The following is a 25908-nucleotide window of genomic DNA, read 5'->3' on the forward strand; positions in this document are numbered from 1 at the left end:
ATCATGAAAACGATTAAAGTTACCCAGACTAAATCTGCATCGCACCGCTTGAAAAATCACAAGCTGAGCCTGAAAGGTTTAGGTCTGCGTCGTATTGGTCATACTGTAGAAGTGCAAGATACGCCTTCTAACCGTGGTATGATCAACCAAGTCTACTATATGGTTAGTGTAGAGGAATAAGCCATGACTCTGCGTTTAAATACAATTGCACCGGCAGAAGGTGCTAAGCGTGACAACCTTCGTCTAGGCCGTGGTATCGGTTCTGGCGTTGGTAAGACTGGTGGTCGTGGTATCAAAGGTCAAAACTCACGTAAGAGCGGTGGTACTCGTCCAGGTTTCGAAGGTGGTCAAACTGCACTTTATCGTCGTTTGCCTAAATTCGGTTTCACTAGCCAATTGGCTTTGAAAACTGCTGAAGTACGTTTATCTGAGCTTGCTAAAGTTGAAGGCGACATCGTGTCTCTTGAAACTTTAAAAGCTGCGAACGTTGTACGTAAAGACATGACTCGTGCTCGTATCGTACTTTCTGGTGAAATTACTCGTGCATTCACTGTACAAGGTGTTGCATTGACTAAAGGCGCTAAAGCTGCTGTTGAAGCTGCTGGCGGTAAAGTCGAGGAGTAATCCCCAGTGTCTATGACTCCTAGTTCTTCAGGTCATGTCAACATGATGAAAGGCCAACCATTTCATGTGAAATACCGTGAAATTATTCGTCGAATGATGTTTCTCATTGGTGCGTTGTTGGTGTTTCGACTAGGAGCGCATATTCCAGTACCAGGGATTAATAATGCCGCGCTAGAAAATCTGTTTAATGCAAACCAAGGTACAATCCTTGGTTTGTTTAACATGTTTTCGGGTGGTGCATTAGAGCGAATGTCGATTCTTGCTTTAGGGATCATGCCATACATTTCTGCATCGATTATCGTGCAGTTGATGTCTACGGTGGTTCCTCAGCTCGAAGCTTTGAAAAAAGAAGGCGAGCAGGGCAAACGTAAGATTAACCAATACACACGACAAGGCACGCTGTTCCTTGCACTTGTGCAAGCAATTGGTATGTGTGCTGGCCTGATCAGCCAGGGAATTACCCTGACCTCTGGTCTGGCTTTTTATGTTCCTGCAGTAACCTCTTTGGTTGCGGGGACCATGTTCTTGATGTGGCTGGGTGAACAGATTACCGAGCGTGGGGTGGGCAATGGTATTTCCATGATCATCTTCGCAGGTATCGTTGCAGGATTGCCGACTTTAGTTATGCAGTCTCTAACTTCAGTGGATAATGGCCAGTCTAGTCTAATTGGACTAGCAATTTTTGGTCTGTTATCGATTGCTGTACTTGCAGCGATTGTGTTTATCGAGAAGGCGCAACGTCGTATTCCGGTGAACTATGCTCAAAAGCAGCAGGGACGTCGTGTATTTACTGCACAGCAAACGCATCTGCCATTAAAAATTAATATGGCGGGTGTAATTCCGGCAATTTTTGCTAGCTCTTTACTTTTGTTCCCAGCGAGCTTAGGTCAATGGGTTGGTAGTTCGGATCCAAGTGCAGGAATTATCAAGCGTAGTCTACAAGACTTGGCATTGGTGTTATCGCCTGGTCAGCCGTTGTATTTGGTGCTCTTTGGTGCGTTAATTATCTTTTTCTGTTACTTCTATACAGCACTGGTATTTAGTCCTAAAGAAGTGTCAGAGAACTTGAAACGCAGCGGAGCTTACGTGCCTGGTATTCGTCCAGGTGAGCAAACTGCTCGTTACTTAGATCATATTCTCAATCGTTTGACCTTTATTGGCGCGATATACATCACTGTCATCTGTTTAATGCCGATGATTCTGCAAAGCTCTTTTGGTATTCCATTTAGCTTGGGTGGAACATCGTTGCTGATCGTGGTAGTGGTGGTGATGGACTTTATGGCTCAGCTTCAAGCACATCTCACCTCGCACCAGTATGACAATCAAACGTTAATGAGAAAAACGACTGCTCATCCTAAGGGATAAGCGCACTTAGAGGTTTCATCATGAAAGTACAAGCTTCTGTAAAGAAAATTTGTGGTAGCTGTAAAGTTATCCGTCGTAATGGGGTTATCCGCGTAATTTGTAGCGCAGAACCTCGTCATAAGCAGCGTCAAGGTTAATCTGATCAAGACCTGTTGATTTCAGTAGGCGAATTGGGTTATTATCCGCCCCTCAAGATTTTTGTGGGGCGGTTGATTATCTCTACTGCCTTTTTGGAGAAAATTGAATGGCTCGTATTGCCGGTGTAAACATTCCGGATAACAAGCATGCTGTTATCTCTCTAACGTACATCTTTGGTATTGGTCGCCACACTGCTAAGTCAATCTTAGCTGCTGCGGGTATCGCACCGACTACTAAGATCCGTGAATTAGATGACGCTCAGCTTGATGCGATTCGTGCAGAAATTGCCAAGGTTCCGACCGAAGGTGATTTACGTCGCGAAATTTCCATGAACATTAAACGTTTAATGGATTTAGGCTGCTACCGCGGTCTTCGTCATCGTCGCAGCTTGCCTGTCCGTGGTCAACGCACCAAAACTAACGCACGTACCCGTAAAGGTCCGCGCAAACCAATTAAGAAATAAGATTTCTGGAAGCTAAAAGATGGCTAAAGATACTCGCACACGCAAGAAGGTCACTCGTACCGTCTCTGAAGGTGTTGCACACATTCACGCTTCTTTTAATAACACCATTGTGACTATTACCGATCGTCAAGGTAATGCACTGGCTTGGGCCACTTCAGGTGGACAAGGCTTCCGTGGATCACGTAAATCAACTCCGTTTGCTGCTCAGGTAGCTGCTGAAGTTGCTGGTAAAGCTGCTTTAGATTACGGTTTGAAAAACTTGGACGTCCTTGTGAAAGGTCCTGGTCCAGGTCGTGAGTCTGCGGTTCGTGCATTAGGTGCAGTGGGTTATAAAATTAACAGCATTACCGATGTGACTCCAATCCCTCACAACGGTTGCCGTCCACCTAAAAAACGTCGCGTGTAAGGAGAAACATTCATGGCTCGTTATATTGGTCCAAAATGCAAACTCTCTCGCCGCGAAGGGACAGACCTGCAATTAAAATCTGGCGTTAAACCATTTGACGTCAAAACTAAAAAACACGCTAAAGCTCCTGGTCAACATGGTGGAGCTCGTGGCGGTAAACAATCTGAGTACTCACTACAATTACGTGAAAAACAAAAAGTACGTCGTATGTACGGTGTTTTAGAGCGTCAATTTAGTAACTACTACAAAGAAGCTGCTCGTGTTAAAGGCGCAACTGGTGAAAACCTGTTGAAATTGCTTGAAAGCCGTCTTGATAACGTTGTTTATCGCATGGGTTTTGGTTCTACACGTGCAGAAGCTCGTCAGTTAGTATCTCACCGTTCAATCACTTTAAATGGCCGTCGCGTTAACATCGCGTCTATCCAAGTTAAAGCGGGTGACGTGATTGCAGTTCACGAAGGCGCTAAACAACAATTACGTATCAAAAACGCAATTGAATTAGCTGCTCAACGTGGCATTCCTTCTTGGATGGAAGTAGATCATTCTAAACTAGAAGGTACGTTCAAAGCTGCACCGGATCGTTCTGATTTACCTGCTGAAATCAACGAAAGCTTGATTGTAGAATTGTATTCTAAATAATCCTTGAGGTAGCAATATGACGCGTACTGCAAATGAGTTTCTAACTCCGCAAGCGATCAAGGTCGAAGCGGCAAGCGGGACCTCGGCAAAAGTTATTCTAGAACCCTTAGAGCGTGGCTTTGGTCATACTCTGGGCAATGCTTTACGTCGCATCCTTCTTTCTTCTTTACCTGGCGCTGCTGTGGTAGAAGTTGAGATTGAAGGTGTTGAGCACGAGTACAGTACTTTGGAAGGCTTGCAGCAGGACATCGTCGAGCTCTTGCTGAACCTAAAAGGATTGTCTATTAAGCTGTTCGATCAAAATGAAGCTTATTTAACATTAGAGAAACAAGGTCCAGGCGACGTAACTGCGGCTGACCTTCGTTTACCTCATAATGTTGAAGTGGTTAACCCTGAACACTTGATCGGCACGTTAAGTGCATCAGGCAATCTTAAGATGCGCCTGAAAGTGGCTCAAGGCCGTGGCTACGAGACTTCTGACTCACGTTTCCCAGAAGGCGAGACTCGCCCAGTGGGTCGTTTACAGTTAGATGCATCTTACAGCCCGATCAAACGTGTGTCTTACACAGTGGAAAACGCTCGTGTAGAACAACGTACTGACCTTGATAAACTGGTCATTGATCTTGAAACCAACGGTACAGTTGATCCTGAAGAAGCAATCCGTAAAGCGGCAACAATCTTGCAACAACAAATTGCAATCTTTGTTGATCTTCAGAAAGATCAAGCTCCTGTGGCTCAAGAACCTCGTGAAGAAGTTGATCCAATTTTGCTTCGTCCAGTAGATGATCTAGAGCTAACTGTTCGTTCTGCTAACTGTTTGAAAGCAGAAAACATTTACTACATTGGTGATCTTGTACAGCGTACTGAGGTTGAGTTACTTAAAACTCCTAACCTTGGTAAAAAATCGCTTACTGAGATCAAAGATGTTCTGGCTTCCAAAGGCTTACAACTCGGCATGCGTTTAGAGAACTGGCCACCAGCTAGTCTCCGTATGGACGATCGTTTCGCCTATCGTAGCCGTTAATTAAGTAGGACTATCACCATGCGTCATCGTAATAGTGGTGTGAAATTAGGCCGTACAAGCAGTCATCGTAAAGCGATGTTCCAAAACATGGCTAACTCTTTGTTCGAGCACGAGTTGATCAAAACAACTGTGCCTAAAGCTAAAGAATTACGTCGTGTTGCTGAGCCTTTAATCACTTTAGCTAAAGTCGATACAGTAGCAAACCGTCGTTTGGCGTTTGCTCGTACTCGTTCAGCTGCAACTGTTGGTAAATTATTTACCGTTCTTGGCCCTCGTTACAAAGAGCGTAACGGCGGTTATCTACGTGTTCTTAAAGCGGGCTTCCGTGCAGGTGATGCTGCACCGATGGCTTACGTTGAGCTAGTAGATCGCGAAGTTAACTAATTTCGTGTAGAGCAGCAAACGTTGTTCGAAAAGGTCGGTTGAATAAACCGGCCTTTTTTATTGTCTTGTGTTTACCCATTATCAGGCTGTTTAGAAATTTGTCCCGAAAAGATAAAAAAATAATCACTTTTATTCAAACTTGACATTGTGTATTGTCAATTTTGTGCTTTAATAAAAATATATGACAATGCTCAGGAAAAAGAAGAATATGGAAAAGCAAGTTGATATTTTAATTGTAGGCGCGGGGATCTCTGGAATCGGTCTAGCAGCCCATCTTTCTAAACATAGTCCTCAACGCTCATTTGAAATTATTGAACGTCGCGAAAGCTTTGGCGGTACATGGGACTTGTTTAAATATCCTGGCATCCGTTCAGATTCGGACATGTCGACTTTTGGTTTCAATTTTAAGCCTTGGAAAAAAGAAAGTGTATTGGCTTCCGGCTCGGCAATTAAAAATTATCTTGCAGAAGTGGTTCAAGAATTTAACTTGAGCTCAAAAATTCATTTTCAACATCGCGTCGTTAGTGCCAATTATGATTCAGCGACACGTAAATGGTCAGTCGTAGTTGAAAACGCTCAGGGCAAAAAGCAGACCTGGATCGCTAACTTCGTTCTTGGCTGTACTGGTTACTACAATTATGATCAAGGTTTCCAGCCGGAATTCCCGAATCAGGAAGCATTCAGAGGTACATTCATTCACCCGCAGCATTGGCCTGAAAATCTGGACTATAGCGGAAAAAAAGTGGTGATTATTGGCAGTGGTGCGACAGCGATTACCCTAGTTCCTGCCATGGTCAAAGGCGGAGCAGGACATGTGACCATGTTGCAACGTTCACCGACTTATATCGCGTCAGTTCCTTCGATTGACATGATTTACTCAAAGATGCGTAAATTATTGCCTGAAGATGTGGCTTATAAGCTGACCCGTGCGCGTAATATCGGTATGCAACGTGGTATCTATGCACTCGCACAAAAACAGCCAAAATTTCTGAAAACATTACTATTAAAATCTGTACAGTTCCAGCTGAAAGGGAAAGTGGATATGAAACACTTTACCCCGAATTATGAACCTTGGGATCAACGCCTATGTGTAGTGCCAGATGGTGACTTGTTCAAAATCCTACGTGAAGGTCATGCATCTGTAGAAACAGATCATATTGAGAAATTTACTGAAACCGGGATTCAGCTGAAATCAGGTAAACATCTGGATGCAGATATTATTGTGTCTGCCACCGGTTTAAATATTCAGATTCTGGGTGGTATTCAGGCCACGATGGACGGCAAGCCTTTAGATACGTCGAAGCATATGCTGTATCAAGGCGTCATGGTCAGTGATGTGCCAAATATGGCGCTGATTATTGGCTATATCAATGCTTCTTGGACATTGAAAGTGGACATTGCCGCAGAATATATCTGCCGTCTGCTCAATTATATGGATCAGCATGGCTATGATGAAGTGATTCCAGAAGGGGATGCTACTGAATTACTTGAAGATACGGTGATGGGAAGTTTAACTTCAGGCTATATTGCCCGTGCCGCAGATGTGATGCCGAAACAGGGTAAGCATGCGCCTTGGAAAGTATCCAATAATTATCTAGTGGACCGTAAAGAACTTAAAACTGCATCTTTTGAAGATGGAGTATTGAAATTCAAATCGAAATCTAATGCTGTACCAGTCAAGCCAAGATTGGTGTCTTAAGTATAGACATAGATAAAAGGAGTACCTGATGTACTCCTTTTTTATATTTCAAATTAGAGTGATCTGGAAATCAGTTCCTTCATGATTTCATTGGTTCCTGCATAAATACGGTTCGCACGATTATCCAGGTACGCTCGTGCAATCGGATATTCCAGCATATAGCCATAACCGCCATGCAGTTGCAGGCATTCATCAACCACTTTGCTATACAGTTCAGAAATTTTGTATTTCGCAGCTGCGGCAGCATCAACTCCCAATTCCTGATTAAGCTGTAGTTGCATACAACGGTCCAGATAAGCCCGGCAGATTTCAATTTCGGTACGCAATTCTGCCAGTTTAAAACGGGTATTTTGAAAAGCGCTGATCGGTTTGCCAAAGGCTTGACGTTCTTTGGTGTATTTCACCGTATGTGCGAATGCTGCTTCTGCCCCTGCCTGACATATGATGGCCACAATTAACCGTTCCCAAGCTAGTTCTTTCATCAGCATCATAAAACCCATGCCTTCCTGACCTAGCAGGTTTTCTTTAGGCACACGGACATTGTCAAAGAATAGTTCACAGGTATCCTGACCCTTCATGCCGATTTTATTTAAGGGTTTACCTTTACTAAATCCTGCACGATCTGCTTCGACTATAAATAAAGACAGATTGGCAGAACCTTTCTCGCTATGACCCGTCTTACATACCACAATTGCCATATCACAAAGATAGCCATTGGTAATGAATATCTTGGAACCATTAATCACATACTCATCATCCTCTAATACCGCACTGGTGCGTACTGCCTGCAGGTCTGAGCCAGTTCCGGGCTCAGTCATCGCAATTGCCGTGACCACTTCACCTGTAGCCATTTTCGGGAGCCATTGCTGCTTTTGTGCTTCATTGCCAAAGTTCAGAATATAATTTGCCACGATATCGGAGTGTAGAGAAAATCCTGTCGCAGAGTCGCCTGCATAGGCCTGTTCCTCGATCAGGATCATGCTGTATAAACGATCTACCCCTGAACCGCCATAAGCTTCAGGCATCGTGGCACACAGCAAACCAAGTTCACCGGCTTTATTCCAGAGCACACGATCGACATGTTGTTGCTGTTCATATTTTTCTGTATGAGGAATCACTTCCTTTTCATAAAATTTTCGGACCGTCTCACGAAAGGCTTCATGTTCATCATTGAATAGTTGACGTGGTAGCATGCTGGCCAATGGACGGATCGCGCTCGAATGCATCTTATAATTCCCTTATTGTGATGTTTTATTTAACTTAAGATAGAGCAGATAAGGGAGCAATGAGCTGAATGTTCAAATCTGGGGAATCTACTGATGCTTTTGGTCATTTGTATGAAATACCTCGAAATTCAGCAATGGCTTAAGGTAAACTACTCAGGTTTGTAACGAGTTGGGAAAATTCGATGACTGATGACATCACCTTAGAAGAGCGCAAAGTGATTTATCGCGCGCGTCGTGGCTTGAAAGAGATCGATGTATATTTTGATCCCTACGTGAAAAACTATTATCTCACTGCTGATCCCTTCGAAAAACAGATGTTTGCTGAGCTGGTTGCACAGGAAGATCCGGACCTGCTGGACTGGTTTATGGAAGTGTCTGAACCCCCACGCCCTGAATTAAAAGATTTTATCAAGAAGCTTAAATTTTACGTTCATGGATAATCGTTGTTTCAAGCTGAAACGCAGCAAGTGTGCGCTGGTGTTTCAGCTTTTTATTTTTGCTGTATTGATGTTCCTGCTGTATCAGTTATTGCCTATGGCGATTTGGCTGGTTTGTGGTGTCATCGGATTGGTCATCTACCAGTTGTTTTATCGTAAGACACCGCACATTGAGCAGTTTGAATATCTGGATGGACGTGAATGGTCGCTGACAGCAGCTGCGCAAGGCACACGGCGAGTGTTGATCAGTCACGTGATTGATCACCAAGCTTATATCGTGGTGTATTTCCAGCATGCAAAAGCACGTCCGTTGCTCATCTGGTGTGACCAGTTGCCTTTTAAACAATGGAAGTCTTTGAAAGTTTTGACAAAAATACTTTAATTGTCCGACAAATGATATTCCGAAATTTTAAATAAATTGATTAAAAATAAAGATTTATCCGCTAACCCCGCTAGAATTGTCAGACAAAAAATCACATTTCTCTGTAAAAACAATGAATTGTCTGACAATTTTTCAGCTGCTTTTTTTATAAGCAGGTACATTTAAGTCACCAACAGCGAACACAGGAGATCATGATGGAATTTCCAATGTGGATGTTTTTGATCGTTGCGATTGTGATGGCCCTGATCATAGGACGGCTGGGAACGGTGCTGAAGGACAAATTTTCACCTAAATAACAGATTTAAGCTCGAGAACTTATTTTCTTCTCGGCTTGCCAAGTTGATAAGTAGCATGTGCTGAACCGTCGCAATGCTACTTTTTTTTGCCCAAAATTTGGGATTTTATCTACTGCAGTCAATTGCAGCTGGGCAATTTAATGGCAAAGTGTCTGGTCTAAATTAGAGTAAATACTCTTTTATTCGTTATATGCTTCTGATATGTTTAGCAGAATAATGGACATAATCACAATTATAGAGGACAGGAAAATGTCGAGCGTCCGAAAAATATGCCAAGGTATGGCGACCATTGCAATAACAACAACAGTTCTAACAGGATGTTCTCAGGTCATTAAAACCGGTGCCAATGTGGCGCTGGGCTTCACTGAAAAGCATATTGTTCCACCAATCCTGGCCATGGATGATGCCGAGATGGTGTGTAATTCCGGGAATTCTTTAACACCAGCCATCATGTCGACCAAGGAAATGGGGGCTGATCCGACTCGTGTCGCGGTATTGATGTATTCTGCAGCGGGGATTTGTGCCGAGCAGAAAGCGCTGGATGCAGAGCTACGTTATCTGCGTGCTTCTAAAGTCAATCAGGTAACTGAGGCTCAGGATGCACGGATTGAGCAGAAACGCTGGGCTGCACTGGCCGCACAACGCCAGTATACAGGTTATCAGTTATTCCAGACCCGTTATGAGAAAAAATATAAAAAAGCGCTGGGTGAAGGCTGTCCACGCATGAACAGTGATATTGAACAGACAGTTTATCTGCTGGGCATGCTGAGTGGCTTACAAGCCATGACCAATGACATTAACTCGGGTGGGGCCGTACAAGTACCTAAAGATATTGCGGCTGTGGTCGAGCGTGGCATGACCTGTCTGGATAATACCAAATTCTGGGGCGCACCAATGGCAACTCGTGCTGTGATCTGGACTTTATTGCCAGGGGCAGGTGATGGGAAACCTGATCCTTACCAAACTCTGAAACAGTCAGTACAAATTGGTGAGCAAAAAGGTGTACGTTTATCACATGCCTTATATGCTGTAGCGGCACAGGCCAGTGGGGATGATGCCAAAATCCGTGATGCGTTAAGAACCTTTGATCAGGCACGTAGTGATGAGAAGCCGGTCAATCCTCAGTTTAAGCTGATCGACAGTATGGCTGCCATTATGGTGAATGGTATTTCTGACCGTTACTGGACTGAAAATACCGGTATTCGTAGTGCAGATGATGGCATGCAGACCTTCTGGGATGAAACTGATAATTCCTCAGAACTGGATGATCTGTTTAGCGCTGACCTATAATTTAATGAAAAATTAAGTGAATGATGCTCATAGAGGTCATTTTCAATATGCTGAAAGGAGTTCAAGGAGCCGATGCAAGATCAACATCTTCGACGAAAAATTATTTTTCTGGCGGCTTTTGTCTCTCTTTCAGCGAGTTTGCAAATCTTTAACGATGCTTTCATCTACTGGCAGGAAAGCCTGCTCGGGGAATTCTGGCGGCTCTGGACTGCGCACTGGGTGCATGTCGGCTGGGCCCATTATTTTCTGAATATTCTTGCCTTTATCTGTTTACCTTTCATTTTTCCCCGTGCATCTGTGTGGCATTTCGTCTCAATTCTTTTGATTCTGCCACCGTTGATCAGCCTGAGTTTTTATTTTTTCCTGCCAAATATTGAAGCATATGCAGGACTATCCGGGGTATTACATGGGGCCTATGTCGCAGTCGCCTGTGTGCATCTGCTTTATCAACGTGAACGTGGATTTGCCGTACTGGTATTATTTTTAATCTTTGCCAAACTAATTTGGGAAAATACCATTGGAAATCAGGAAACTGCACAACTTATTGGCAGTCCGGTACTGGTCGAAGCGCATTTATTAGGGGTGATCTGGGGAGTGGTAGTCGCATTGCTCTATATCTTGGGTAACTATGTTGGGGATAGCTGAAACTGTTGGCAGAAAAGACAAAAAGAAAAGATAAATTGTCATTTTTATTCTGCTGATTTTCATGCAGAGTCAAAATAGAAAATAATGATACTGACCCTTGTAAAGGAATTTTCGGGGCAGACAGGAAGACCAGCGCTTAAAAGAATGTAAGGCGCGAAAACAAGAATAGGAAAATACATGCACAACGATAATCAAAACAGATCGGGATTAGGTCTGTTACGTTATATCTGGACAGAGTGGATCTCGACCTTTGTCGTGCTCATCTTGCTCTTACTGACCTTGGTGATTGGAACCGGGGAAATGATTCATGGTCAGTTGCTGCGTATGGGCGAGCGTCTGTATGGTGACCCGGCAACAGGCATGCAGTATTCGTTTTTGCGTGCTGAACCGAAAGCGCCTCAATGTGATCGTAATATTAATGTCGATCAAAAAGTTCAGGAGCAGATGAAAGCAGATGCCGCCGATGAATATGCCGATTTCTTCGGTGTACGTTCTGAAGCGGATGTGCGTGCTGCAGTTATGCAGGCACAACAGGTCTGTGAAGAGTCTTACCAGTTCTATGACAAGGCGATGACGCATATTGAGGCGCATCCAAGTATTCGTGCCTATCGCAGTTTTGAAACTTCATTCTTTGGCATTTTCAAGTTCGGGACTGAAAACCGTGCCTTGCTACTGATCATCATGGTGGTATTTGCTGCAATCAGTGCGACATTAAAAACCCATCATATCGGTCTACGTAGCCCGGCCACCCGTATCGATTTCAAAGTCTATTCTGTGGCGATGCTGATCGCGAACAGTTTCCTGGTCTATTCTTCCTATAGCCAATATATGTCGGTGCTGAATTCCGGGGTGCCGATGGGAGACATGAAGTATGTCTATTGGCTATGGATGATTCTCTTTGGGACATTGACCCTGATCAGTCTGTACCAAGTCATTAAGCCACCTCAGGCGACCCGAGAAGGGGGCAGTTTCGGACTGGCTTTCTTAAGCATCCCACTGTATGCCTATATGGCTATCAGTACGGGGTTTAACTTTGTATTCTTGATGGATTACCCGATGGGTCAGGGTATCTATCTGGGGCAACTGGTTGAGTTTTCGAGTATCTTCCTGAATCTGGCCTTATTTATCTGGGCAGGTATGTTGCTGAAACAAACCCGTGTCGTAGACATGTTCCTGAATATCCTGCGTCCATGGAATCTGGCGCCAGAAACCTTGACCTGGTTAATCCTGCTAGCAGCTGCACTACCAACCGCTTATACCGGTGCATCCGGGATTTTCGTGATTGCTGCAGGTGCGATCATTTATAAGGAAGTGTGGAATGCCGGTGGTCGCCGTCAGTTTGCCTTGGCAGCAACTGCGATGTCCGGTTCACTCGGTGTGGTGCTTCGTCCATGTCTATTAATTGTTGTGGTGGCTTCACTGAACAAGGAAGTGACGACAGATATGCTGTATCACTACGGTGTCTATGTCTTCCTGCTCAGTTCAACATTGTTCCTGATCATTTCGCTATTCTTTGCTGAAAGCAAGTTCCGTATTGCTGCACCTGGTCTGGCGGCACCACAGTCTGCACGTGCCTTTGTAAATGTGATTCCTTATATCGTGATTTTCATCCTGATCTGGCTGTTCTACAAATATGCATTGTCTACAGATCTGAATGAATTTACTGCACCTGTCATGATGCCAGTGATTCTGTTGATGATCGTGCTATTTGATAAGTTACGTCATGAGCCTGCACCATTACCGCCAGTAGGGCATTGGGATGAAACCTTAACCACAACCTTAGGTTCAGGAAATACGCCTGCAATGGCGACCGCGGGTACAGCTATTAATGCTGAGTATCGTGAAGCAGACCATATTGAGCAGCAGGGCGGTGAGCTGGCTGTAAATCATGGCGTAAAACGTTCGACTGCTGGTGAAAGCCTGCGTCAAGTCGGCTTCTGGAAATCATTACACATTTCGACCAGTGAAACGGTTGGACACATTGGTGCGCTGGTGATTTTGATGGCACTATCTGTCAGTGTGGGCGGCCTACTGGAACGTATGGAAATTATGGAAGCGTTTCCGACAGATATTAGCAGTACCATTCTGGTGATTTCCATGATTGTTGGCCTGATGGTGTTCGTTGGCATGATCATGGACCCGTTCGGTGCGGTGATCCTGATTTCAGCAACGGTTGCACCAGTCGCCTATCAGTATGGAATTCATCCGGTGCATTTCTGGATGATTACCTTGATTGGTTTTGAGCTGGGTTATGTGACACCGCCAGTTGCCCTGAACCATCTGTTAGCAAGGCAATCTATTGGTGATGCGGAGGTAGCTGAAGCGGATGCAGAAGTTCGACATAAGTCCTTCTATTACCGTTACGAGCGCTGGATTTTACCAATGATCGTGTTGCTGCCAGCGATGCTGATCATTGCCTATGTGCCTTATGTATTTAAGCTCTTCGGCTGGTATCAGTAATTTAAACAAATAAAAAAAGTACCTTCGGGTGCTTTTTTTATTATGGTTTTAACGTAGCTTAAGCTTATTTTGTAAAACAGGACTGCAAAGTAAAATCCCACAAAATATCAGTCCTAGTCCGAGCAGGCTATAGAGATCCGGAACTTCCTGCCAGAATAAAAAGCCCCATAAGCCAGCAAAGAAAATCGCAATATAGTTCACTGGCCCAATCTGACCAGCAGGTGCTAGTTTATAAGCATTGGATAGAAATAACTGGCTGGTATTTGCTAATAAACCGGCTGCAATTAAATAACCGAGTTCAGTCAGAGTATAAGGACGCCAATGCCAGAACATTGGAACCATGGAAATCAGGGTGCCGATCAGACAGAAATAAAACACAATCCGTTCTGGTGGTTCGGTCTGAGTCAGTGCACGAACCGTGACAAAAGCCATAGCAGCCAGGAAGCTGGCACTCAAGCCAATCACAGACATCAGGTTAAATAAACCGGAATCAGGCTTAGCCACGCACAACACGCCAATGAAACCGATCGCAGCAGCCAGTAACATGCTTTGAGTAACTTTTTCTTTTAGAAACAGCCAGGCAATTAGTGGAATAAAAATCGGTGAGGAATAAGTGAAGACCATGGCATTAGAAAGCTTTAAATGTGCAATGGCATAGAAAAAGCCATACATCGCCGTCAAACCTGCGACAGAGCGCCAGGTGTGCATCCAGAGTTTTTCAGTTTTAAAAAAGCTAATGCCTTTATTGAAGATCAAAGGAAGAAAAATAAACAGGCCGACAAAATTCCGGAAAAATACCACAGTGGCATTGTCAACGGTGTGTGAGGCGAAGCGGATACAGACGCCCATGACTGAAAACAAAAAAGCGGAACAGGTCAGAAAGACAATTGCCTTAACCAGATGCGAGGGAGAGGCTACACTCATGAGGGAACTTAGCTAGAAAATCTGTGGATATTCTAGCTGAAAATCCCTAACTCATTCCGACTATTGTGCCAGTTGTGCTTCGAGTAACTTGATTTGTTCCTCTTTGAGTTTAATTAGTTCATCCGCATCACTATGCTGTTGTTTCAGGCTTTTTTCCTGCTCATTGAGCTGTTGCTGAATATCTTCCAGTTTGGCAATTTCTTCTTTCGCCAAAGTGGCATTTTCAGTGACTTCTTCTCTCATAATAGAGGCATCGACCAGAACATTTTCAGAAGTAGGCACAATTTCTTCTGGTTCAGGTTCTGCTTTAGGTGCGGCTTGTGTCACCGGTGCATGCATCAAGTCACCCTGATGTGCCGGTAATGTTTCATTTTGTGTGAGAAAAAACTGTGTAATTATTAAAACAGCAATAATCACAACAATTAATCCACTCACTATTCCCCATAAAAGTTTAGGATTTTGTCGATGATCTAGAGTCATTTAGGTTCCCGAAATTATTCTTTTGGCTGACGGGGTTTAAACTGAATCACACCAATTTCATCCGGAACGGCTGGTGACTCAGGTTCCTCGATATGGGTAGGACGGTTTTCTTCATACCCACATTCGATACATTCAATCCATTCAGCTTCACCAGAGGTCAGCATAACGATCCGATCCAACGCCTGACATTTAGGACATTTTGCGCCTGCAATGAAACGACGTTTGATAGCCATCATACTCACCCTGTGATTTACTTAAAAACGTAGTTTAAGCGTTTTTAGAGCGGTTCGTCCAACCTTGATGACGTAACAAAGCATCTATTTTTGGCTCGCGTCCGCGGAAATTGATAAATGCGTCAAGTGCTGTATCTTTTCCGCCAACTGCTAGAATTTTTTGTCTAAACTGCTTTCCGGTTTCAGTGTTAAAAATTCCTTCTTCTTCGAAGCGATCGAAGGCATCACTGGCCAAAACTTCTGCCCATTTATAAGAATAATAGCCCGCTGCATATCCACCCGCGAAGATATGACTGAAGCTGTGCTGGAACCGGTTATATGGTGTAGTGGGTAAAACGGCGTATTTTTCACGAATCTCGTTCAAGGTTGCCTGAATCTGTTCAGCATTCAATGCCGGATTGGCACGGTGAATGGTCAGGTCGAATAAAGCAAATTCCAGCTGACGCAAAGTCTGCATACCGGACTGGAAGAAACGAGCATCCAGCAAGGCTTTTAACAAGTCAGCAGGTAAAACTTCCTTGGTTTCGATATGTTCGCTGAGCAGGTTTAAACTGTCCTGATCCCAGGCCCAGAATTCCATAAACTGGCTTGGTAGTTCGACAGCATCCCAATCCACACCATGTGTACCAGCCACGGCAATATTGTCCACCTCTGTCAGCATATGATGCAGACCGTGACCAAATTCATGAAACAGGGTAATCACTTCATCATGAGTCAGTAGTGCAGGGCGGTTACCCACAGGTGGAGTAAAGTTTGCCACCATATAACAGATCGGTTTTTGCAATCCTTCAGCAATTTGCATGCGTGAACGGAAGCCACTCATCCAGGCACCGCCACGTTTGCCCTGACGTGCATAGAGGTCAAAATAGAAACCGCCAATCACTTCGCCTTGGTCTTCCAGTTCAAAATAACGCGCATCTGGATGCCAAACTGGCGCTTCACGTTCAACCACCTGAATGTCATATAAACGTTTCAGGATGCTGAACAGACCTTGCAAGATTTTTGGAGCCGGGAAGTAGGGTTTTAGCGATTCCTGAGACAGATTAAACTGCTGCATTTTCAGCTTTTCAGAATAGTAACTGCTGTCCCAAGGTTTTAATTCAGTAATACCATCTTCAGCAGCAATCGCTTTCAGTTCAGCCACTTCCTGTTCAGCAGGCGCACGGGCATGTTCCGCCAGATCACGCAGGAATTCATCCACAGCTTCGACATTTGGTGCCATTTTGCTGGCCAGTGAATATTCGGCATAATTATTAAAGCCTAAGAGTGCTGCCATTTCCTGACGTAATTTCAGGATTTCTTCCATGCTGGCTGTATTGTCAAATTCAGTCTGTTCGGACTGATCTGATGCGCGCGTGGTATAGGCTTTATAGAGCTCTTCACGCAGGCCACGATCTTCGGCATGAGTCATAATGGCCAAATAAGATGGAAAATCTAAAGTGGCAACCGGTTGATCCAGTTCACGTTGCTGGCCATATTGTTTTAACAGTTCAATATTGCTTTCAGACAGGCCAGCTAATTCTTCTTCCTTAAGCGGTCTGAAGTAAGCTTGAGTTGCATCCAGTACATGGTTGGAGAAATCTGAGGAAAGTTGTGACAAACGTGCAGAAATTTCTGCATAGCGTTTTTTTGCTTCACCCTCTAGAGCCACACCTGACAATTTAAAGTCACGTAGCGCCAGTTTAATTGCACTTTGCTGAGCTTCCGGCAGTTCATTGAAGACCGGTGCATCCTGTACATGTTGATAGGTTTGATAGAGCGCTGTGTGCTGGCCTAGCTGGGTATAGTAATCACTTAGGCCCGGTAATAATGCCTGATAGACATCACGGGTCTCATTGTTATTCATGACTGCGTTCAGATGCGACAAAACGCCCCAAGACTCGCTCATATTATTTTCTAGCGTATCAACCTGTTTCAGAACCGCAAGTTGTTCCTGGACAGTATCAGGTGTCTGGGTCAGTTCATTTAGAAATTGCAAACCTTGCTGAATGCAGTTTTCAATTTTTTGTTTAAGATCTGCCAGGGTAATCTGATCAAATTGTGGAACGGGTAAAGTTGCTTTTTCTAATGTCATGTCGTTTCTGCCGAAGTCATTTCCTATGTTAAATCTAGATGTAGGGCTTATTGGCAGGGAAATCAAGCATACGACGGTATTATTTATTCGACTTCAGACTGGATCCTGATCTCTTCAATCTCATGCACAATGCTGCCTAAAGGACTTGTAGTGAGTTTAAACTGTAGTTCAACGGACTTATTTTGATAAAGCAGAAACTCAGAAACTGATAACTCCATAACCGGTAAATGTCTATATTCTGTATCAAAGGAATAGGAGATATGATTTCGAACACCTTTGAATTTCACAGCCTGAGTAGTAATTGAAATACTGTTAGTTTCGCCTGTCAGCTTCGTATAAAGATATGGTGGATACATGGTCAGATTAATCCAAAGTGCTGAGATCATGGCCGAAGGAAAGATAAAAAGACTATAAAATTTGGGGCGCTTTCTGAAATTACGCCAATGATAAGGTGGAAACCATAAACCATGCTGTTTGAGTCTTATAAAATACAGCAATATTCCAATACATATGACACAGCTTATAATCAATGCAAAATAATTCGTAAGTGGCGTTGCTACAAAATTAAAATACTTGAGTGCAATAAAGTCACTGAGGATCAAAATTGTAAAAATTAGAATCGCATAGATATGCAAATGCTGTTTATTATTTGATGCAATAAGCATGATATTTTTTTAATCTTTATTTAACTGAATTATAAAATAAAAAGAGCGCCGTAGCGCCCTTTTTATGATCATCAGAAATTATTCAGTCTTGGCTTTTGCATTCGACTTTTTCTTTTTGATCTTGGCTTTTTTCTTTACTTTATCTTTAGCCTTTGCTTCAGACTTTCCTGCAGATTTTTTAGCAGGCTTTTTACTGTAGGAACTGGGCTTGGATTTGTCTTTTTTGCGTCGTATGGGCTGTTCTCCATCATCACTGGGCTGGGCTTTTTGCGCACGCTCATGATTATTGAAGACTTCCTCTTTTGCTTCCGGACGTGGTGCAGGTTTTTTTTCTGCGACACGTGGAGCACGGGCGCGAATTGGACGACCCGCATGAGTCAGTTGCTGGATCAGTTCAAAATCAATTTTGCGTTCTTCCAGATTGACTCCTGCAACCTTGATCTTGACTTCATCACCCAGACCGAAGATTTGACCGCGGTTCTGGCCGACCAGACTCTGGCTGCTTTGATCAAAGACAAAGAAGTCATCGCCCAACTGGCTCACATGCACCATACCATCGACATAGAGGTCTTTCAGTGTGACAAACAAACCAAATTCAGCCGTAGCACTGATAATTCCGACAAACTCTTCACCAAGATGCTGCTGCATATAGTGACATTTCAGCCAGGTCGTTACAGAACGAGATGCTTCATCGGCACGGCGTTCTGTTGCTGAGAAATGCTCACCGGCATCATCTAAAGAGGCACCTGAAATTGGATATGGCTTTTTATTCAGATGGGCTTTGATAGCACGATGTAATAACAGATCGGGGTAACGGCGAATTGGAGAGGTGAAGTGCGTATATGCTTCATAAGCCAGACCAAAGTGACCGGCATTGTCGGCACCGTAGTACGCCTGCATCATGGAACGCAATAACACGGCATGAATGCTTGGTGCATCAATCCGGTCTTTGGTCGCTTCAATCACTGCTTGATAATCGGCTTGAGTTGGCTGTTCCGGAAATGGCAGACCCAGCAGTTTCACGAAATCACGAACTTTCTGGATACGTGAGAACTCAGGTGGTTGATGCACCCGGTACAGCATCGGTATTTCATTTTTTAATGCATATTCGGCTGCTGCAACGTTGGCCAGCAACATACATTCTTCAATCAGCTTGTGCGCATCATTGCGGGTACGTGGCAGAATTTCATTAATACCGCCCAGCTCATCGAAGGTCATATAGGTTTCAATGGTTTCGAATTCCATTGCATTACGTTCAGCACGTAAGCCTTTTAGAATCTGATACAACTGGAACAGGGTGTTCAGTGATTTACGTACACTACGATCTTCAGTGATTGCTGTGCTATCACCTTCAAAATACTTCGCGACCTGGTCATAAGTCAGACGTGCCTTGGAATGCATCACTGAAGGGTAGAATTCATACCCGGTCACTCGGCCAGCTCGTGACAGTTTCAGGTCACAGACCATGCACAGACGGTCGACATTCGGATTTAATGAACACAGGCCATTAGAGAGTGCTTCAGGCAACATTGGTAAAACGAAGTGCGGGAAATACACGGATGTCCCACGTTCTTGCGCTTCATCATCCAGCGGTTTGCCCGGACGTACATAATGACTCACATCAGCAATTGCCACGACTACACGATAGCCACCGCCTGGACGTTTTTCTGCATAAACCGCATCATCAAAGTCACGTGCATCTTCACCGTCAATGGTGACAAGCGCTAAATCACGTAGATCGACACGGCCTTCACGGTCTTTGTCAGAAGGTTCTTTAAAACTTTCCGCTTCTTTCAAGACTTCTTCAGGAAATTCATACGGCAGGCCATATTCCAGAATCGTCTGTGGAATGATGATTTCGGTATCGGCTTTGTCTGCCATCGACTGCACAATATGGCCAGTCGCAAATTCTTCTTTGGTTGGGTAGGTGTCAATCGCCACGCGGATTGAATCGCCGACTTTGACCTTGGCATGCTCGATCAGCTCTTTTTCTAGAGTAATTGGCTGATGTGCATTTGGATTGGCTGGCTGAACAAAGTATTCACCTTCATATTCAGACACTTTACCAATGATCTGTTTGACACGATGCTGCAAGACTTCAGTAATAAAGCCCCAGGCTTTACCTTTGCGATCTACTGAGGTCTGACGGACTTTAACACGGTCACCATTAAAGACCTGACGCAATTCACGTTCAGGTAAGAGTAGGTCATCTTCACCTGAAATATTGGCTGTGCCGCTTCCCTTGGAGTTGATATATACCGTTGCTTCATGCTCAGGCTGTTCCGCCGCGATCTGGAACTTGTAGCCGTCTTTCATCAATTGCCCGTCACGTACCATCGCAATCAGACGATGGCTCAGGGCATCAATACTTTTTTGATCGGCAATTTCAAAATATTCCACCAGGTCAGCATGGGACAGGGCAGTTTTTTCTTCTATAGTTTCGAGAATCAGGGTACGGCTTGGAATAGGGTTGTCATAACGTTCGGCTTCAGCTTTTGCTTCAGGATCGACCCAATTTTTCATCATATCTTTAAAGTGTCCTTGGAGATAGGTTTAGCATAAGTCATGTCAGTGCAGACTGCACGTAAATGATTGCAATAATCTGTTTAAGTTTTCGATTTTTGGCTAATTTTAGATAACTGGAAATTTATCGGGTTTTTCAGGACTTAAATGACTAAAAATAGGGAAATTGTTTAAAAAGTATTTAAACGAGCAAAAATATGCAGTTTTTTTTCAAGCTGTGCTTGCAGTGCTATGCCGAAATTTGTATTATGGCGGCACGTTACGGTGAGATGGGTGAGTGGCTGAAACCACGTCCCTGCTAAGGACGCATACGGGTAACTGTATCGAGGGTTCGAATCCCTCTCTCACCGCCACTTTACTTATGTCGCGCTCATAGCTCAGCTGGATAGAGCACTTGGCTACGAACTAAGGGGTCGGGAGTTCGAATCTCTCTGAGCGCACCAATAAGTAAACCGGAAAATAACGCAGTCTATAAAGACGACACAAGTTACGCGCTCATAGCTCAGCTGGATAGAGCACTTGGCTACGAACTAAGGGGTCGGGAGTTCGAATCTCTCTGAGCGCACCAACTTGAACAATGAACCGCACATGTTGCGGTTTTTTTGTGCCTAAAATTTACAGAATCCGCCTGAATCACATGCTAAAAATAAATCCTAGATGACTCAATAAAAATAAGGGCAGCGTGATGAGAAAAATTATTGTCCAGGAATTTCTGACTCTAGATGGTGTCATGCAGGCACCCGGCGGCCCGGAAGAAGATACATCTGGTGGCTTTCCATATGGTGGTTGGGTGGCACCGTATTTTAATGCTGAACCCGATCCAGCATTTGATCACATCATGCAAAAATGGATGCAGTCCACGGATCTTCTGATTGGTAAGAATACCTTTCAGATTTTTGAACCTTACTGGCCGAAGCATGTTGAAGACTGGCCAGGAATTAATGAGGTGAATAAATATGTGTTATCCACTAGTTTGGATCACTCGGACTGGCAAAATACGATTTTTCTAAAAAGTATTGATGAGATCATTAACCTGAAGGCTTTAGGGAAGGGAGATATTCGGGTGTATGGCAGTGCCGCAGTGGCACAGGCGCTTTTTAAGCATGATCTTGTGGATGAACTTTATCTAATGACCTTTCCTATAATATTGGGCAGAGGAAAACGTCTATTTACTGAAGACTCTATGCCAGCAGCATTTGCACTGACAGATCATCAAGTGACTTCAAATGGCGTGGTATTGAGCTGTTATCAGCGGGCAGGCGAGGTTAAAACTGGCCTGGTTGGGGAATAGCTCCATTAGGCTGTGAGCATGAATATGAGGTAATTGAAAGATTAATTTAGCTAATCCTGAAATCTCGCCAAGTCTGGGTTATTGTTTTTAACTCTAAATCGGCAGGAATTTTCATCAAAAAAACTGAAATATTGCAGTATCGTTTAATTACTGTACGTTCGGTTATGATTTTATTAAAAAACACTTAACAAGTACTGAAAACTCTATATAATGCACTTCATCAAGACGTCGCGCTCATAGCTCAGCTGGATAGAGCACTTGGCTACGAACTAAGGGGTCGGGAGTTCGAATCTCTCTGAGCGCACCAATCTTGATAAAGAATTCTGAAAAAACCGCACATTGATGCGGTTTTTTTACGTCTTTAGTTTTTAATTTTTCATATAAAAAACCAATAATTAGAAATGAACTTAATATTTTAATTTCTGCTGTACTTTTAAGGCGTAGACGGTATTGCCACCAACAGCCGGCAACATGTCATGATAGGGAAGGCTGCGCATGGCTTTCAGTAAGAACGGTGCCTGATCATGAATTTTCATGGAACTGGTGATCTGGAATAGCGTTCCCTGAGATTGCGGCAAAAGCTTCATTCCACCTCGTACAAATTTTAAATCTCCGCCATTGGCATAGAACTGGTTTTGTAAGGTATTTGGCTGTTCAAAACGCATTTTAAAATTAAAGGGAATCTGAATGACGCCCAAGCCGACTGATACCTTGTAGTTGGCATCAATACTTTGCGGGTTGACTGGGTTCAGTTCCACTTTTTTGATTTGTCGTGGAAAGAGTTTCTGGCTGGCCTGAGCCGATAACCAGGGCTGCAGCTTCTCAGTCGGATGCGAGAAATATTGATAGGTGGTACTGAATCTTAGATTTTCTGAACTTTTACCGGCCTTGACCTGATAATTGGGCAAAATAAAGCTGACAGGCTGTCCTGATTTTTGACTGAGCTGGGCAATTTTCTGGGTTTGCTGATTACTGAGTTGGACTTGAGGCACTGCCGTATTTAAAGCTATGGCAGCAGGATATCTAAAACGCTGCTGTAAAGCTTCAAGCAGAAAGGCATTAGTGCCAGCAGGAATGCCGAGTTTGGCTTCCGGCAGGGCATTCAGGATCTTGCTAAATAGAAAACCTTGCGGCTGGTTTAGATCGCCCCATTGCGTCACCGTCACTAAGGTTTTATTGGGACCCAGTGCAAACCATTCTAGCTTTCCGGCCCCATAGGGAATTGGCGCATCCAGAATTAGTGTGCTGATACTGTTATTTTCCAGATGATGCTGCATTACCACAGTTTCTTTAAAGTTTAAGACTGGAATTGGGGTAGGAATATGTACTTGATATTTGACTTGCTGAATGCTCCCTTGCTGTTCAATCACTTTGGCGGATTTCAGGGTCGGAAACAGGCCAACATAATTCGGATAATGTTGCAGTAATTTTTCGACTTGTGCTTCGGATGCAGGCAAGACCACAGCCGCACTATAAAACTGGGATTTGCTGCTAGAAGCCGTTTTAAAAGTCGGTAAATGGGTTTTGCTGGCAGGATGTGCATAAATCAGGATACGCTCGCCAGTGAGTTCAGCCAGTTGCTGGGAATTGCCCTGAAATACATCAAGACTGCTTGGCAGATTAGGGGTCCATGGCGTTATTTTTGCGAAAGCCGGTGAGATTGCACATAAGGTACTACTCATCAGCAAATAGGGGATCAATCCTTTCATCCAATATCCTATTGTGTATTTTTTGTTTTAATGATGATTTATTTAAAACTAAATTTAGTTATTTCCAAAGCAAAGTTATGTAATTGATAGCATAAGCCATGAGTTTCAAGCATATTTTGATATAGTATGGATCAGGATTTTATATTTTTGATGTGATGCTATGACTGAGTCAGCACCAACTTTATCCACCCGTTATTATCTCACTTTAGAAGAATCTCAGGATGGATTTGCTCTGGCCACTTTTGGCAAAAAACAGATTTCACGCTTTCTGACGCCTTTGGTCAGTATCGGGATTATTATCTGGGGCTTTTCAATGGGACTGAATGGGGTTGGCCGTTATTATGTGGCATTGGGTGCCTTCTTCCTGATTTTACAGGGCATCATGCGCTACTGGTTCCTGCCGATGATGTTTAAGCGCCAGTTTGTAAAATATCAGTTTGGAAAAAGTGAACAGGGCATTGACCTGTTTCAGGACTATGCAGAAATTTTCAATAACGGACGTAGCAAGGTCGTGCATTATAATGAAGTACAAAGTTTTGCTGTCGGCAAGCTGACCTATATGCTGGAACTGAAAAACCGTACAGTGGTGATTGTGCCAAAACGTGCCTTTAAAGATGGTGCCGAGCAAAGCATTTTCGAAAATACCTTTAAGAAATAAGACAGATCAAGAACAGGAAAGAGATCATGAGTACACGTCCATCAAAAATTGTTTGTGTCGGTCGCAGTTATGCTGACCATGCCAAAGAGCTTGGAAATGCGGTACCTGATCGTCCTGTGCTGTTTATCAAGCCACCGAGTGCTTTGACATCACTGGATGCTGGTATTGAATGGAATCCAGACTGGGGCAACTGTCATTATGAGTGTGAACTAAGTTTGCGTATTGGCCGTACCTTAAGCAAGGAAAATGATCCTGCCAAAGTTTTGCAGGCAATTGGTGCTGTGACTTTAGGTCTGGATCTGACCTTACGTGATCTGCAGGATGATCTGAAGAAAAAAGGTCAACCTTGGGAACGGGCCAAAGCTTTTGATGGTTCTTGTGTACTCGCAGACTGGGTGCCAGTAGGTGATGTGATTGCTGACTGGAAAGATGTGCACTATAAGCTGGAGATCAATGATGAGCTGCGTCAAAAAGGCGATACAGCTTTATTGATTTTTGATATTGCGACTTTATTGGCCGACATCAGTCAAGTGTTCACACTGGAAGCAGGTGATGTGGTCATGACCGGTACACCAGCAGGAGTGGCAGCCTTACAATCGGGTGATCAGTTGAAAATGACCCTAAAAGGCCAAAATCAGGATTATGTCTGGACGACATTTGTAAAGTAAGACCGGATTTTTGAGATCAAGGAGCCGAAGGGCTCCTTTATTTTGTTTAGAAAAGTGTAATGAGCAAGGGATAATTTATCAGACTGATCAGGCACGGTTGCCATTCAGTTTCTAGATATAAATTGGATAGCGTCTAAATCGTTTTTTATGCATCACTCTTTTTGCCTGAATCACCCCATCGTGTGTCTATTTTGAAGTATATCTTCTACTTCTGAAAATTTTATTGTGTAGCGGCTCCAATCAAGAACAGGAATATATTTGAATCATCGTCAGGCACTAGATGTTAAAGCATCTGCCATTATGTTTGTACTATGTATGTTGTGGGTTTGCAGCAGGTCGTACTGAAATGGGCGGCCAGTGATATTTCTGCCCTGATGCAAATTGCATTACGTTCAGCCTTATCTGCACTTATGGTTTATCCTTTAATTCAGCAGAGTGTACGCCGTCAGCTTTGGAGTGCACGATACTTGTCTGCGGGTTTACTGGTGGGTGTGCTGTTTGCCGCTGAATTTTATCTGGTGGGTGAGGCGCTGCGTTATACCTCAGCTTCGCATACCATTGTCTTGCTCTATACCGCACCGATTTTTGTGGCTTTAGGCTTGCACTGGAAACTGCCAGCGGAACGTTTGTCTCATGTACAATGGAGCGGAATTTTCCTTGCTTTTAGCGGTATTGTAGTGAGTTTCGTGCTGCGTCCACAGACAGGATCTGCTCTACAACCTCATGCCTTATGGGGAGATTTTCTGGCATTACTGGCTGGTGTATTCTGGGCAGCCACGACCGTGAGTGTACGTCTGAGCTCGCTGGCTGAAGCACCTGCAACCCAGACCTTATTCTATCAATTGCTGATCGCTGGTATGGTGTTGTTGCCTTTGTCCTTTTTGACTGGGCAAGCCAGTATTCAATGGACAACTTTGTCGATTTCCAGCCTGATTTTTCATACGGTGGTGATTTCCTTTGCCAGTTATTTAATCTGGTTCTGGATGCTAAAACATTATCTGGCTTCACGTTTAGGGGTGTTTTCCTTTTTAACCCCAGTATTTGGCATGCTGTTTGGCGTATTGATTCTAAATGAACATATTGAGATTAACTTTATTGTTGGTACTTGTATGGTGATGTTGGGCGTGATTCTGGTGAGTTTACAGGGGTGGTTAAAGAAACCTGAGCCTCAGATCAAGACTCAGACATCTATATAAAAAACCGGT

26 protein-coding genes, 4 tRNA genes and 1 pseudogene are annotated in these 25908 nt (G+C 43.8%); 23 read left to right on the plus strand and 8 right to left on the minus strand.

What is annotated here, in order from left to right:
- The first annotated feature begins 3 nt into the window (after positions 1 to 3).
- The 10 genes from rpmD to AC4MCC_RS02220 all read left to right on the plus strand — a co-directional run bounded on the left by rpmD (position 4) and on the right by AC4MCC_RS02220 (position 6742).
- Positions 4 to 180 carry a 50S ribosomal protein L30 gene (gene rpmD / locus AC4MCC_RS02175; RefSeq protein WP_004786899.1) on the plus strand — a complete coding sequence of 59 codons (177 nt, stop codon included), beginning with the start codon at positions 4 to 6 and terminating at the stop codon, positions 178 to 180.
- Between the two features lie 3 nt (positions 181 to 183).
- Positions 184 to 624: a 50S ribosomal protein L15 gene (gene rplO, locus AC4MCC_RS02180; RefSeq protein WP_004786897.1), complete on the plus strand. Its 441-nt coding sequence runs from the start codon at positions 184 to 186 to the stop codon at positions 622 to 624.
- A 45-nt stretch (positions 625 to 669) separates the two neighbouring features.
- Positions 670 to 1989, plus strand: coding sequence for a preprotein translocase subunit SecY (secY, locus tag AC4MCC_RS02185; protein WP_171065444.1), 1320 nt, complete (start codon positions 670 to 672; stop codon positions 1987 to 1989).
- 20 nt (positions 1990 to 2009) lie between these two features.
- On the plus strand, positions 2010 to 2126 hold the full coding sequence (rpmJ, locus tag AC4MCC_RS02190; protein ID WP_000867907.1) for a 50S ribosomal protein L36: 117 nt from the start codon (positions 2010 to 2012) through the stop codon (positions 2124 to 2126).
- A gap of 107 nt (positions 2127 to 2233) precedes the next feature.
- On the plus strand, positions 2234 to 2590 hold the full coding sequence (gene rpsM, locus AC4MCC_RS02195) for a 30S ribosomal protein S13 (protein WP_180179429.1): 357 nt from the start codon (positions 2234 to 2236) through the stop codon (positions 2588 to 2590).
- Positions 2591 to 2609: 19 nt separating this feature from the next.
- Positions 2610 to 2996 (plus strand): 30S ribosomal protein S11, encoded by a 387-nt coding sequence (gene rpsK / locus AC4MCC_RS02200; RefSeq protein WP_001040166.1) that lies wholly within the window; start codon positions 2610 to 2612, stop codon positions 2994 to 2996.
- Positions 2997 to 3008: 12 nt separating this feature from the next.
- Positions 3009 to 3635 (plus strand): 30S ribosomal protein S4, encoded by a 627-nt coding sequence (gene rpsD, locus AC4MCC_RS02205; RefSeq protein WP_004786890.1) that lies wholly within the window; start codon positions 3009 to 3011, stop codon positions 3633 to 3635.
- A gap of 16 nt (positions 3636 to 3651) precedes the next feature.
- Complete coding sequence (locus AC4MCC_RS02210) at positions 3652 to 4659, plus strand: DNA-directed RNA polymerase subunit alpha (RefSeq protein ID WP_004786889.1); 1008 nt, start codon at positions 3652 to 3654, stop codon at positions 4657 to 4659.
- Positions 4660 to 4677: 18 nt separating this feature from the next.
- Positions 4678 to 5043, plus strand: a complete 366-nt coding sequence (gene rplQ, locus AC4MCC_RS02215) for a 50S ribosomal protein L17 (protein WP_004786886.1) — start codon at positions 4678 to 4680, stop codon at positions 5041 to 5043.
- Positions 5044 to 5251: 208 nt separating this feature from the next.
- Positions 5252 to 6742 (plus strand): flavin-containing monooxygenase, encoded by a 1491-nt coding sequence (locus AC4MCC_RS02220; RefSeq protein ID WP_491885640.1) that lies wholly within the window; start codon positions 5252 to 5254, stop codon positions 6740 to 6742.
- 53 nt (positions 6743 to 6795) lie between these two features.
- Here AC4MCC_RS02220 and AC4MCC_RS02225 read toward each other — a convergent pair whose 3' ends face one another.
- The gene (locus AC4MCC_RS02225) at positions 6796 to 7968 is read right to left on the minus strand and encodes an acyl-CoA dehydrogenase family protein (protein WP_491880286.1); all 1173 of its coding nucleotides are present in this window, start codon (positions 7966 to 7968) and stop codon (positions 6796 to 6798) included.
- Between the two features lie 182 nt (positions 7969 to 8150).
- Between AC4MCC_RS02225 and AC4MCC_RS02230 the strand changes: the two genes are divergently transcribed.
- From AC4MCC_RS02230 to AC4MCC_RS02250, 5 genes are all read left to right on the plus strand, one after another.
- Positions 8151 to 8408 (plus strand): FAD assembly factor SdhE, encoded by a 258-nt coding sequence (locus AC4MCC_RS02230; protein ID WP_034590267.1) that lies wholly within the window; start codon positions 8151 to 8153, stop codon positions 8406 to 8408.
- Positions 8401 to 8787, plus strand: a complete 387-nt coding sequence (locus AC4MCC_RS02235) for a hypothetical protein (RefSeq protein ID WP_104425690.1) — start codon at positions 8401 to 8403, stop codon at positions 8785 to 8787. Before AC4MCC_RS02230 ends, AC4MCC_RS02235 begins: the two co-directional genes overlap by 8 nt.
- A 545-nt stretch (positions 8788 to 9332) precedes the next feature.
- Complete coding sequence (locus AC4MCC_RS02240; RefSeq protein ID WP_419364172.1) at positions 9333 to 10373, plus strand: hypothetical protein; 1041 nt, start codon at positions 9333 to 9335, stop codon at positions 10371 to 10373.
- Positions 10374 to 10445: 72 nt separating this feature from the next.
- Complete coding sequence (gene rrtA, locus AC4MCC_RS02245; protein ID WP_005233757.1) at positions 10446 to 11018, plus strand: rhombosortase; 573 nt, start codon at positions 10446 to 10448, stop codon at positions 11016 to 11018.
- 177 nt (positions 11019 to 11195) lie between these two features.
- Positions 11196 to 13478 (plus strand): TRAP transporter large permease subunit, encoded by a 2283-nt coding sequence (locus AC4MCC_RS02250; protein ID WP_419374481.1) that lies wholly within the window; start codon positions 11196 to 11198, stop codon positions 13476 to 13478.
- 48 nt (positions 13479 to 13526) lie between these two features.
- Here the strand turns inward: AC4MCC_RS02250 and AC4MCC_RS02255 are convergent, their stop codons facing one another.
- The 6 genes from AC4MCC_RS02255 to rnr form a co-directional block, all read right to left on the minus strand.
- Positions 13527 to 14402, minus strand: a complete 876-nt coding sequence (locus AC4MCC_RS02255; RefSeq protein ID WP_341120256.1) for a DMT family transporter — start codon at positions 14400 to 14402, stop codon at positions 13527 to 13529.
- A 60-nt stretch (positions 14403 to 14462) separates the two neighbouring features.
- Complete coding sequence (locus AC4MCC_RS02260; protein ID WP_419364177.1) at positions 14463 to 14882, minus strand: hypothetical protein; 420 nt, start codon at positions 14880 to 14882, stop codon at positions 14463 to 14465.
- A 14-nt stretch (positions 14883 to 14896) separates the two neighbouring features.
- Entirely contained in the window at positions 14897 to 15109 is a 213-nt protein-coding gene (locus AC4MCC_RS02265) for a YheV family putative zinc ribbon protein (protein ID WP_171064841.1), read from the minus strand.
- 40 nt (positions 15110 to 15149) lie between these two features.
- Positions 15150 to 17189 (minus strand): M3 family metallopeptidase, encoded by a 2040-nt coding sequence (locus tag AC4MCC_RS02270; RefSeq protein WP_491876518.1) that lies wholly within the window; start codon positions 17187 to 17189, stop codon positions 15150 to 15152.
- Between the two features lie 83 nt (positions 17190 to 17272).
- Positions 17273 to 17854, minus strand: coding sequence for a hypothetical protein (locus AC4MCC_RS02275; RefSeq protein WP_419374479.1), 582 nt, complete (start codon positions 17852 to 17854; stop codon positions 17273 to 17275).
- A gap of 78 nt (positions 17855 to 17932) precedes the next feature.
- Complete coding sequence (gene rnr / locus AC4MCC_RS02280) at positions 17933 to 20380, minus strand: ribonuclease R (protein WP_491885641.1); 2448 nt, start codon at positions 20378 to 20380, stop codon at positions 17933 to 17935.
- 260 nt (positions 20381 to 20640) lie between these two features.
- On the opposite strand from rnr, the gene AC4MCC_RS02285 reads away from it, so the two are divergent.
- The 5 genes from AC4MCC_RS02285 (at position 20641) to AC4MCC_RS02305 (ending at position 21975) form a co-directional block, all read left to right on the plus strand.
- A tRNA-Ser gene (locus tag AC4MCC_RS02285) sits at positions 20641 to 20730 on the plus strand.
- 13 nt (positions 20731 to 20743) lie between these two features.
- Positions 20744 to 20820: transfer RNA gene (locus AC4MCC_RS02290), tRNA-Arg, on the plus strand.
- Between the two features lie 48 nt (positions 20821 to 20868).
- Positions 20869 to 20945: transfer RNA gene (locus tag AC4MCC_RS02295), tRNA-Arg, on the plus strand.
- 117 nt (positions 20946 to 21062) lie between these two features.
- The gene (locus tag AC4MCC_RS02300) at positions 21063 to 21668 is read left to right on the plus strand and encodes a dihydrofolate reductase family protein (RefSeq protein WP_491885642.1); all 606 of its coding nucleotides are present in this window, start codon (positions 21063 to 21065) and stop codon (positions 21666 to 21668) included.
- 230 nt (positions 21669 to 21898) lie between these two features.
- Positions 21899 to 21975, plus strand: a tRNA-Arg gene (locus AC4MCC_RS02305).
- Positions 21976 to 22075: 100 nt separating this feature from the next.
- On the opposite strand, the gene AC4MCC_RS02310 is transcribed toward AC4MCC_RS02305, so the two are convergent.
- Complete coding sequence (locus AC4MCC_RS02310; RefSeq protein ID WP_491885643.1) at positions 22076 to 23377, minus strand: SRPBCC family protein; 1302 nt, start codon at positions 23375 to 23377, stop codon at positions 22076 to 22078.
- 160 nt (positions 23378 to 23537) lie between these two features.
- On the opposite strand from AC4MCC_RS02310, the gene AC4MCC_RS02315 reads away from it, so the two are divergent.
- The 3 genes and pseudogenes from AC4MCC_RS02315 to AC4MCC_RS02325 all read left to right on the plus strand — a co-directional run bounded on the left by AC4MCC_RS02315 (position 23538) and on the right by AC4MCC_RS02325 (position 25899).
- Positions 23538 to 24035, plus strand: a complete 498-nt coding sequence (locus AC4MCC_RS02315) for a YcxB family protein (RefSeq protein ID WP_419364187.1) — start codon at positions 23538 to 23540, stop codon at positions 24033 to 24035.
- 26 nt (positions 24036 to 24061) lie between these two features.
- Entirely contained in the window at positions 24062 to 24703 is a 642-nt protein-coding gene (locus tag AC4MCC_RS02320; RefSeq protein WP_491885644.1) for a fumarylacetoacetate hydrolase family protein, read from the plus strand.
- Positions 24704 to 24961: 258 nt separating this feature from the next.
- Positions 24962 to 25899, plus strand: a pseudogene (locus AC4MCC_RS02325) (DMT family transporter).
- Positions 25900 to 25908 lie beyond the last annotated feature (9 nt).

The organism is Acinetobacter sp. CAU_H_56 (genome assembly GCF_058599425.1).